Source organism: Pseudomonas sp. AL03 (assembly GCF_029960815.1).
Taxonomy (GTDB): domain Bacteria; phylum Pseudomonadota; class Gammaproteobacteria; order Pseudomonadales; family Pseudomonadaceae; genus Aquipseudomonas.
The window spans coordinates 1-10,157 of sequence record NZ_JASBRE010000055.1 but is presented as its reverse complement, the minus strand read 5'-3'; the positions used below and the strand labels follow the sequence as shown (position 1 = coordinate 10,157).

Here is a 10,157-nt window from a genome sequence, read left to right as displayed (position 1 = left end):
CGAGTCCATACATAGCAGCTGGCGAAGCCTGCGTTCGGCTGCGAAGCAGTCGTAAACCCTGAATCCGGGATCATCTGACACGCCGCGTCGCCTGATTTTGCGACTGCTTCGCAGCCGAACGCAGGCTTCGCCAGCTGCTACAGAGGGCGTGTTTACTCGGCGGGTAACGACAATCTTTGGCCGGCCATCAACAACGACAACCGACTCAAACTCATCCACGGTGAGCCGGCGGCCTGGCCTTTGATCTGTGCATCGATGCGCTGCGCCTCCAGCAATAACTGCGCCCAGCGTTGCGCCGAGTAGCGTTGCAGGGCTTTGCTCATCAGCGGTTTGCGTTTGTCCCAGACCGGCGGTCGGGCAGAGCTGAAGGCTTTGTCCAGCGGCACACCCTGGCTGTATTGCAGCGACAAGCTGGCCAGCAGACGCAGCTCCCGAGCCAGCGCCCAGAGAATCACGGGTGGTTCGACGCCTTCGCCACGCAGCCCTTCGAGCATGCGCAGGGCATGAGCCGCTTCGCCGTTAAGAATCGCATCGGTCAGTCCAAAGACATCGAAGCGCGCACTGTCAGCAACGGCCGCTTGCACGGTTTCAACGGTGATCTGACCGCCTTCGGCCATCAGTTTGAGCTTTTCGATTTCCTGGGCGGCAGCCAGCAAATTGCCCTCGACCCGTGCGGCGATCAATTCGACGGCGTCCTGGCTGGCGGAAAGGCCGGCCTGGGACAGCCGTTGACGGATCCAGCTCGGCAACTGGTTGGCCTCTACCGGCCAGATTTGCACGAACTGGGTCTGCTGACCTTCGATCAGCGCCTTGCCCCACTTGGTTTTCTGCGCGCTGCCATCAAGCTTGGGCAGGCTGATCAACAGCACCGTGTCTTCGGCCGGTCGCGAGCAGTACTCAATGAACGCGGCGGCACCTTTGTCACCGGGTTTGCCGGACGGTAGACGCAGTTCCAGCAGACGCTTTTCGGCGAACAGCGACATGCTCGCTCCGGCCTGCAGCAACGTACCCCAGTCGAAACTGGCGTCGGCGGCGAAGACCTGGCGCTCGTCGAATCCCTGTTGGCGGGCGGCGGCACGAATGGCGTCGGCGGCTTCCTGACACAGCAGTGGGTCATCGCCACTGATGATGTAGACCGGCGCGAGGGCGCCTTGCAGGTGTTTAGCGAGTTGGGCGGGGGCGAGTTTCATAGGAGAGGGCGAACGGGGCGCCTGCGCGCCCCGTAAGTCTTACTGCTGCGGCAGTTCGATAGGCGACTGGCGCGGGGTTGCCGCTTCAGCCTTCTGCGCCGCTTCCAGTGCATCGGCTTCAGCCTTGGCTTTGGCGTTAGCGGTCTGTTGCAGCTGATCCAACTGAACCGGAGTGAGCTGTTGCAGGCGCAGCATCATGCGTTGAACCAGTTCACGACGGGTTTCCTTGCGGGCGTCGTTGGCTTCCTGGTCGGAACCCACCAGGTTGCTACCGTCGTGGATAAAGATTTTTTGTACTTCGAGTTTGTCGCTCAGCAGCGTCAGGTTGCTCTCACCACGGATGTCGTAGTTCAACACTGTGCTCACCTGATACTCGCCAGTACGACCGGCACCGGCATAGCTCAAGATGCGCTGGCTTTCCTGCTCGTCGGTCAGCACCAGTTTGTAAGGTGCTCCGCTGTAGACCTTGACGCCGCTGCTTTGCAGCACCTGACGCAGTTGCGTCACGATTTCGCCGTAGGCATTGCGGGCACTCAGGTCGAGTTCCTTGATCGCCAGTTCAGTGGTGCCGGTGCCGCGCAGCTGGAAACCGCAGGCGCTCAACAGGACCGCAAGGCCCATCACCAGCAAATTGCGTTTGATCATCTTGTTGCTCCCCTTGAAACCAGGTGGGCCGATCATGCGGCCCGAAAGGTTTTACGCGGCGCCAGGCTCACCTGGCGCCTGATCCAATTAGCTGGCGACGATATTGACCAGTTTCCCGGGCACTACGATCACTTTACGAATAGTCAGGCCGTCGACAAAGCGCAGTACGTTCTCGTTGGCCCGTGCAGCGGCTTCGACTTCTTCGCGACTGGCACTGGCGGGCATTTCAATGTGGCCGCGCAGTTTGCCATTCACTTGAATGACAAGCTGCAGACTGTCTTGCACCAGAGCGCTCTCGTCCAGTACCGGCCAACCTGCATCGATCACTGGTTCGGCGTGACCCAGGTGATGCCACAGTTCATGGCTGATGTGCGGAGTGATCGGTGCCAGCAGCAGGGCCACGGTTTCCAGACCTTCGTGAATCAGTGCGCGATCCTGCGCGGTGCCTTGCGGGGCTTTTTCCAGCACGTTCATCAGCGTCATCACCTGGGCGATGGCGGTGTTGAATTTGTGGTGCTGGCCGACGTCCTGGCTGGCTTGCTTGATGGCCAGATGGATCGAGCGACGAATGACTTTCTGTTCGTCGTTCAGCGAGGCGATGTCCAGTTTCCCCGGCAAGCCTTGGCCGACGTGGGCCTGAGCCAGACGCCAGACGCGCTTGAGGAAGCGGTGCGAACCTTCGACGCCGGAGTCGGACCATTCCAGGCTCATGTCAGGCGGCGAGGCGAACATCATGAACAGGCGGCAGGTGTCTGCACCGTACTGGTCGATCATCGACTGCGGGTCAACGCCGTTGTTCTTGGACTTGGCCATTTTCTCGGTGCCACCGATTTCCACCGGCAGGCCGTCCGAAATCAGTTTGGCGCCAATGATCTTGGCCTTGCTGTCGCGCTCGAGTTCGACGTCCGCCGGGTTGAACCAGGTGTAACTGCCGTTGGCTTCGCGACGGTAGTAAGTCTCGGCGATCACCATGCCTTGGGTCAGCAGGTTCTTGAACGGCTCGTTGGAACTCACCAGGCCTTCGTCGCGCATCAGCTTGTGGAAGAAGCGCGCGTACAGCAGGTGAAGAATGGCGTGTTCGATACCGCCAATGTACTGATCCACCGGCAGCCAGTGGTCGGCCGCGGCTTTTTCCACCAGGCCGCCTTCATAGTGCGGCGAGGCGTAGCGGGCGTAGTACCACGAGGACTCGACGAAGGTGTCCATGGTGTCGGTTTCACGCTTGGCCGGTGCGCCGCATTTCGGGCACTCGCACTCGTAGAACTGCGGCATGCGCGCCAGCGGCGAACCCGCGCCGTCCGGTACAACGTCTTCCGGCAACACAACGGGCAACTGATCTTCCGGGACCGGCACATCACCGCAGGTGTCGCAGTGGATGATCGGAATCGGGCAGCCCCAGTAGCGCTGGCGGCTGATGCCCCAGTCGCGCAGGCGGAACTGGGTGCGAGAGGCACCGAGGTTTTTCTTGATCAGCGCGACTTCGATGGCGTCGAAGGCACCTTCGAAGTCGAGGCCGTCGAACTCGCCGGAATTGATCAGCGTGCCGTGTTCACCGTAGGCGTCCTGCCATGGCGACGGGTTAGTGCTGCCGGAGCTGGTACGTACTACCGATTTGATCGGCAGGTTGTACTGGGTGGCGAACTCGAAATCACGTTCGTCGTGCGCCGGGACGGCCATTACCGCGCCATCGCCGTAGTGCATCAGCACATAGTTGGCGACCCACACCGGGAGTTTCTCACCGGTCAGCGGGTGCTCGACGAACAGCGAGGTCGGCAGGCCTTTTTTCTCTTGAGTGGCGACGTCGGCTTCTGCGACGCTGCCGCCCTTGCATTCAGCGATGAACGCTTGCAGCTCAGGGTTGTTCTGCGCGGCCAGGGTCGCCAGAGGGTGTTCGGCGGCTACTGCGACGTAGGTCGCGCCCATCAGGGTGTCCGGACGGGTCGTGAAGACTTTCAGTACGCCGGCTTCGCCGATGGAATCGACGTTGTACGGGAACTGCACTTCCATGCCTCGGGACTTGCCGATCCAGTTGCGCTGCATGGTCTTGACCTGTTCAGGCCAGCCCGTCAGTTCGTCGAGGCTCGACAGCAACTCATCCGCGTAAGCGGTGATCTTGAAGTAGTACATCGGAATTTCGCGTTTTTCGATCAGCGCGCCGGAACGCCAGCCGCGACCGTCGATCACCTGTTCGTTGGCCAGAACGGTCTGATCGACCGGGTCCCAGTTCACGGTGCCGTTTTTACGGTAGATCACGCCTTTTTCGAACAAGCGAGTGAACAGCCATTGTTCCCAGCGGTAGTAATCAGGCTTGCAGGTGGTGATTTCGCGGGACCAGTCCACCGCCAGGCCCAGGCTGCGCAGCTGGGTTTTCATGTAGGCGATGTTTTCGTAGGTCCATTTGGCGGGCGCTACGTTGTTCTTCATCGCGGCGTTTTCCGCCGGCATGCCGAAGGCGTCCCAACCCATGGGTTGCAGGACGTTTTTGCCTTGCATGCGCTGGTAGCGGGAGATTACGTCGCCGATGGTGTAGTTGCGCACGTGCCCCATGTGTAGCTTGCCGCTGGGGTAAGGGAACATCGACAGGCAGTAGAAGGTCTCCTTGCCTGGCTGTTCACTGACTTCAAAGGACTTTTGCTCGTCCCAGAACGACTGGGCGGCGGCTTCGATTTCACGGGGCTGATATTGTTCGTGCATGGCTACTTTTGAACTGAATAGGGGTGGCCTAATCCTCTTCAATGCAACGCTGGACGGTGAGCACGTCAAATCGACGTTTCGGTGTCCAGGCGAGCTGGAAGTGGAGTTACAGGAAGCGCCGTAGCATACATGACCGCACTCTACCGAGGGAAACCCTGATTACTGCTGCGGGCCTCCCAAAAACCGCTGCGAGGGCCGTTGGTCGCAGCACTCAGCCGGTTTGTTCATGGAAGCTAAGCTCTAAATGGGGAGTGAGTCTTATCTTCAATGAGGTGAGGGATGGTTGAGTCACGGCAAAAAGTTACAAAACCGGAGCTGTACGAAAGATTGATCGATCGTCTGGGAATGGCCCTGGACGCGGCCAAAACCGCTGGCCGGTTACGCGATGAGCGTCCGCTGGAACTGGAATTGCGAGGCTTGAGCCCCGCAGAGTTTGCACTGGTCAAGGCGTATCTCGATCGCAGTGAACGTGAGACACACGGATGCCTGTCAGAAGCAGTGAAGCAACTCGACGCACCACGTTCGGCCAAGATCATCTGGCTCAAGGACAAAACACCCGGCAGGGACGCGGTAAAGGTCCGGTCTCTGCAATTCAAGTAAGGGCACTTGAAGCCATGACGTACGGTTTTTTGAAGCATAGTCCTTCCGCATTTGTTGTCGCATTGCGTCAACCCACTTAGGCTTCGAGCATCTTTTGGAGATGCTCGATGCCTTTTCGATATTTCGTTAAACAACTTCTGTTGCCTCCCGGCATTCTTTTGCTGCTATTGGGGCTTGCCTGGTGGTTCCGCCGCTCAAGACCGCGCCTTGCCGGATGGTGCTTTGCGCTGGGCGTGGGCGGCTTCTGGCTGATGAGCCTGCCGGTGGTGGTGCAGTGGGGCGCCAAGGCGCTGGAGCGAGAAGCACCGTTGGCTCGCGACGAATGGGCGACGTTGGCTCAGCACGCTGACGCGATTGTGGTGCTGGGTGCGGGGCGTGAACGTGGTGATCTGGCCTGGGGTGGCGACCAGCCGACGGGTGTGGCGCTGCAGCGCCAGCGTTATGCGGCGCGATTGGCCAAGGCGTCGGGCCTGCCGATCCTGACCAGTGGCGGCCTGCATTACGGCACACCGCCGACCGAAGCCAAGTTGATGGCAGACTCTTTGCTCGATGATTTCGGCGTGACTGTGCGTTGGCAGGAAGGGCGCAGCCGCACGACCTGGGAGAACGCGCAGTTCAGCGCCGAGGTGTTGTTGCCGCAAGGAATCAAGCGCGTGGTCGTCGTGACTCAGGCCTGGCACATGCCGCGAGCGGTCTGGAGTTTCAAGAAGGCAGGATTTGAAGTGGTGCCAGCGCCAGTAGGATTTTTAGGCGTGGATCACGCCCGGCCACTGGGCGGCTGGATGCCGGAATTCAAGTCTATCTGGCAGAGTGGGCAGCTGATGAATGAGGCGGTGGGGCAGATCGGGTATTCGGTGTTTTACCGCTGAAAAGCAAAAGATCGTCCGAACGCGGCCCGATCTTTTGGCTTACACCGTACATTCTCAGACAGTCTTGGCCATCCGGCTCGCCACGAGCGCCCAGCCAAACAACAGCACGCAAACAATGATCAGCGGCCACGAGCGCCATTCCAGATAGGGCGTCAGGTTGTGCATGGGCACCACTTCACCGTACAGAATGCCGCGTTCGAATTGCGGGATCTGCACGGTGATCTGGCCGAACGGGTTGATCAAACCGGTTACGCCGTTGTTGGTGGCGCGGATCATCCAGCGACCGGCCTCAAGCGCGCGCATCTGCGCCATCTGCAAGTGTTGCAGCGGGCCGATGGAGGTGCCGAACCAGGTGTCATTGCTGATGGTCAGCAGCAAATCGCTACGCGCCGCGAGGCTGGCGGCGAATTCCGGGTAAACCACTTCGTAGCAGATGAACGGTGCAATCTGATAACCCTTGGCTTGCAGCATCGGCTGATCGGCAGGGCCACGGGCAAAGTCCGACATCGGCAGGTCGAAGAAAGCGATCAGCCCCCGCAACACTTCCTGCAACGGAACGTATTCGCCAAACGGCACCAGTTTCTGCTTGAGGTAAGTGCCATCGCCTTCACCCGCCACGGTGATACCGTTGAAGAAGCGCTTCTCGTGATGGACTTCCTGGCGGATTGGTACGCCGGTGATCAGCGCGGACTTACGCTCTGCAGCGAAGTTTCCCATCATGTTCAGGTAGCCCTCGGCGGACTCCTTGAGCACCGGGATGGCCGTTTCCGGCCAGATCAGCAAGTCGACCGGCTTCGAGCTAAAGCTCATGTCGCGGTACAGCGCCAGTTGCGCGTTGAGCTGCGCCGGGTCCCACTTCATGCTCTGTTCGATATTGCCCTGAATCGCCGCGACACTCAGCGGTGCGCCCGCCGGGCTGGTCCAGGCATGCTCCTTGAGCGCCACGCCGGCCACCCAAGGGCCGACCAGCAGCAACACACCGGCGGCGATGAAACCTTTGCGCCCCGTGCGAACCAGGCGCAAGGCGTTATAGATCAGCGCGGCCGTCAGGGCCAGAGTGAAGGAAATCAGCCACATTCCGCCAACTGGCGCGAGCCCGGCCAGCGGGCCGTTGAGCTGACTGTAGCCGGAATAGAGCCAGGGGAAACCGGTCAGGAACCAGCCGCGAAAGGCTTCCTGACCGACCCACAACGCCGCGAACGCCAGGGCGTCGGCCAGCGGCGCTTCGTTACGGCGCAGCCAGCGCGCCCAGATCCAGGCGGGCAGGGCGAAGAACCAGGCAATCGCCGCCGTGAAGATCAACATCAGGAAACCGGCCAGCAGCACTGAAGCGCCGCCGAAGTGGTGAATGCTGTAGTAGATCCAGCTGGTACCGGCGCCAAACAGGCCGAAACCGAAACACCAGCCACGTCCGAGAGCCTGGCGGGGGTTCAGTTCTCGCAAGCCGGCATAGAAGAATCCGACCGCCAGCAACGCCAACGGCCAGATATCGAACGGCGCCAGGGCCAGAGTGGTGATTGCACCGGCCGCCACGGCCAGCAGATTACCGGGCCAGCCGGGGCGGGTTACGCGGAGCATGTCAATCCTTAACGGGCAATGGGCGTCAGGCGAAGCAAGTGAATCCGACGGCTGTCGGCGTTCAGAATGCGGAAGCGATAAGGGCCGATTTCAGTGATTTCGTTGCGTTTTGGCAGGTGTCCGAACGCGCTCATCACCAGGCCGCCGACGGTGTCGAATTCGTCGTCGGAGAATTGGCTGTCGAAGAACTCGTTGAAGTTCTCGATCGGCGTCAGGGCCTTGATCAGGAAGTCACCGCTGGGCAGCGGCTTGATGTAGCTGTCTTCTTCGACGTCATGCTCGTCTTCGATGTCGCCGACGATTTGTTCCAGCACGTCTTCGATGGTCACCAGGCCCGCCACACCGCCATATTCGTCAATGACGATGGCCATGTGGTTGTGGTTGGCGCGGAACTCGCGCAGCAGCACATTCAGGCGCTTGGACTCGGGCACGAAAGTGGCCGGGCGCAGCAGGTCCTTGATGTTGAAGCTGTCGCCGTTCTCTTTTAGGATCAACGGCAGCAAGTCCTTGGCCAGCAATACGCCCATCACGTCATCGTGGCTTTCGCCGATCACCGGGTAGCGGGAGTGGGCCGAGTCGACCACGGCAGGCAGGAACTCGCGGGGTGTCTGGGTCGCCTTGATGCTGATCATCTGCGAGCGCGGGACCATGATGTCCCGTACTTGCAGGTCAGCGACCTGGATGGCGCCTTCGACGATGGCCAGCGCTTCGCTGTCCAGCAACTTGTTTTGGTGTGCATCGCGCAGCAGCTCCAGCAGCTCCTGGCGGTTCTTCGGCTCGTGGGCAAAAGCTTGGGTGAGTTTACCCAACCATGACTTTTGCCCGTTGCTCGATCGATCTTCGCTCATAGCGATTACTCTGAATCCTTTGTTGTAACGATAGGGGATGCGTCTGTTTCGTCGTCCGCATAAGGGTCGGGATGGCCCAACTCAGCAAGCAACGTTCGTTCCAGTGCTTCCATTTCTTCGGCTTCGTCGTCATCTATATGGTCGTAACCCAGCAGATGCAAGCAGCCGTGAATCACCAGATGCGCCCAATGGGCCTTGAGTTCCTTGCCTTGTTCGGCAGCTTCGCGCTCGACCACCGCCACGCAGATCACCAGATCGCCCAGCAGCGGGATATCCAGAAATTCGTCCGGAACGTCGGCGGGGAACGAAAGAACGTTAGTGGCGTAATCCTTTTGCCGCCAGGTGTGGTTCAGCTCGCGACCTTCCTCTTCATCGACCAAACGGATGGTCATTTCGGAGTCAGCTGTGCGCTGACGCAGAGCCAGTTCGCACCATTGGCGGAACTCGGCTTCGCTTGGGGCAGACGCTTCGGTAGCCAGTTGCAGATCAAGCTCAAGCATCGCGGCGGCTATCCTTCGGGGCATCATCGGCCACGCGATTTTCGAAGCGCTCATAGGCTTCGACGATGCGTTGCACCAGTGGATGGCGCACTACGTCCTTGGGCTTGAAATGGGTGAAGCTGATGCCCGGCACGTCTTTAAGTACCTCGATCACATGGTGCAGCCCGGACTTGGTGCCTTTTGGCAGATCGACCTGGGTGATGTCACCAGTGATGACCGCCGTGGAGCCGAAGCCGATCCGGGTCAGGAACATCTTCATTTGCTCGACGGTGGTGTTCTGGCTTTCGTCGAGGATGATGAAACTGTTGTTCAGGGTACGACCGCGCATGTAGGCCAGCGGCGCAACTTCGATCACCTGACGCTCGATCAACTTGGCGACGTGTTCGAAGCCGAGCATTTCATAGAGGGCGTCGTAGAGCGGGCGCAGGTATGGGTCGATCTTCTGCGACAGGTCGCCGGGCAGGAAGCCGAGCTTTTCGCCCGCTTCAACCGCCGGACGCACCAGCAGGATGCGGCGAATCTGCTCGCGTTCCAGCGCGTCTACCGCGCAGGCAACGGCCAGATAGGTCTTGCCGGTACCGGCCGGGCCGATGCCGAAGTTGATGTCGTTGCCGAGGATTTCCTTCACGTAGCGCAACTGATTCAAGCCGCGAGGGCGAATCATGCCTTTCTTGGTGCGCAGGGCCACGGAGGGTTCGCCGGGGGAGACGTTGTCCATCTCTTCGACGGCCGATTCCTGCAGGAACAGGTGAACGATGTCCGGCGACAGCTCAGTACCCTTGGTTTCCCGGTACAGGCGGCGCAGGAGGTTTTCCGCGGAGGTGGTGTGTTTGGGTTCACCGATCAGTTCGAACTGGTTTCCGCGGTTGCGGATCTCGATGGTCAGGCGCTGTTCGATCAAGCGCAAATGCTCGTCGAATTGCCCGCACAGATTGGCGAAGCGGCGAGCCTCAAAGGGCTCGAGGATAAAACGATGTGGTTCTATGGGTGCGTTCAAGGTCGTATTTAGCCGCCCTGGGGCAATTAAGATGAAATCAAGGATAACGCCAGTGGCCTGGGTGCGAAAGCTCTTAAATATCGCAAGGCCAAACACCGTCCCTGTAGGAGCGAAGCTTGCTCGCGAAGAACGATAACGCGATCCGTCAGACAGATAGCGGCGTGGCCTTCGCGAGCAAGCATCGCTCCTTGTATGTTGACCCTGATTCCAACGAGAGAGGTTACGCTCAAGGATTC

General features: G+C 59.9%; 9 protein-coding genes. 2 read left to right on the top strand and 7 right to left on the bottom strand.

The window, feature by feature from the left end; all coding sequences use genetic code 11:
• Positions 1-152: 152 nt before the first annotated feature.
• The 3 genes from holA to leuS form a co-directional block, all read right to left on the bottom strand.
• Positions 153-1,190 carry a DNA polymerase III subunit delta gene (gene holA, locus QK293_RS27080; RefSeq protein WP_282383338.1) on the bottom strand — a complete coding sequence of 346 codons (1,038 nt, stop codon included), beginning with the start codon at positions 1,188-1,190 and terminating at the stop codon, positions 153-155.
• A gap of 39 nt (positions 1,191-1,229) precedes the next feature.
• Entirely contained in the window at positions 1,230-1,835 is a 606-nt protein-coding gene (gene lptE, locus QK293_RS27075) for an LPS assembly lipoprotein LptE (RefSeq protein WP_282383336.1), read from the bottom strand.
• 87 nt (positions 1,836-1,922) lie between these two features.
• Complete coding sequence (gene leuS / locus QK293_RS27070) at positions 1,923-4,529, bottom strand: leucine--tRNA ligase (RefSeq protein ID WP_282383333.1); 2,607 nt, start codon at positions 4,527-4,529, stop codon at positions 1,923-1,925.
• Positions 4,530-4,808: 279 nt separating this feature from the next.
• Between leuS and QK293_RS27065 the strand changes: the two genes are divergently transcribed.
• Together QK293_RS27065 and QK293_RS27060 are read left to right on the top strand one after the other, a co-directional pair.
• Positions 4,809-5,129 (top strand): hypothetical protein, encoded by a 321-nt coding sequence (locus QK293_RS27065; protein WP_282383331.1) that lies wholly within the window; start codon positions 4,809-4,811, stop codon positions 5,127-5,129.
• A gap of 107 nt (positions 5,130-5,236) precedes the next feature.
• The gene (locus QK293_RS27060; RefSeq protein WP_282383327.1) at positions 5,237-5,998 is read left to right on the top strand and encodes a YdcF family protein; all 762 of its coding nucleotides are present in this window, start codon (positions 5,237-5,239) and stop codon (positions 5,996-5,998) included.
• Positions 5,999-6,052: 54 nt separating this feature from the next.
• Here QK293_RS27060 and lnt read toward each other — a convergent pair whose 3' ends face one another.
• The 4 genes from lnt to QK293_RS27040 are packed head-to-tail and all read right to left on the bottom strand — an operon-like array spanning position 6,053 to position 9,921.
• Positions 6,053-7,576 (bottom strand): apolipoprotein N-acyltransferase, encoded by a 1,524-nt coding sequence (gene lnt, locus QK293_RS27055; RefSeq protein WP_282383324.1) that lies wholly within the window; start codon positions 7,574-7,576, stop codon positions 6,053-6,055.
• A gap of 8 nt (positions 7,577-7,584) precedes the next feature.
• Positions 7,585-8,424 (bottom strand): HlyC/CorC family transporter, encoded by an 840-nt coding sequence (locus tag QK293_RS27050; RefSeq protein WP_008152854.1) that lies wholly within the window; start codon positions 8,422-8,424, stop codon positions 7,585-7,587.
• 5 nt (positions 8,425-8,429) lie between these two features.
• Positions 8,430-8,924 (bottom strand): rRNA maturation RNase YbeY, encoded by a 495-nt coding sequence (gene ybeY, locus QK293_RS27045; RefSeq protein ID WP_282383321.1) that lies wholly within the window; start codon positions 8,922-8,924, stop codon positions 8,430-8,432.
• Entirely contained in the window at positions 8,917-9,921 is a 1,005-nt protein-coding gene (locus tag QK293_RS27040) for a PhoH family protein (RefSeq protein ID WP_282383319.1), read from the bottom strand. Before QK293_RS27040 ends, ybeY begins: the two co-directional genes overlap by 8 nt.
• Positions 9,922-10,157: the final 236 nt, after the last annotated feature.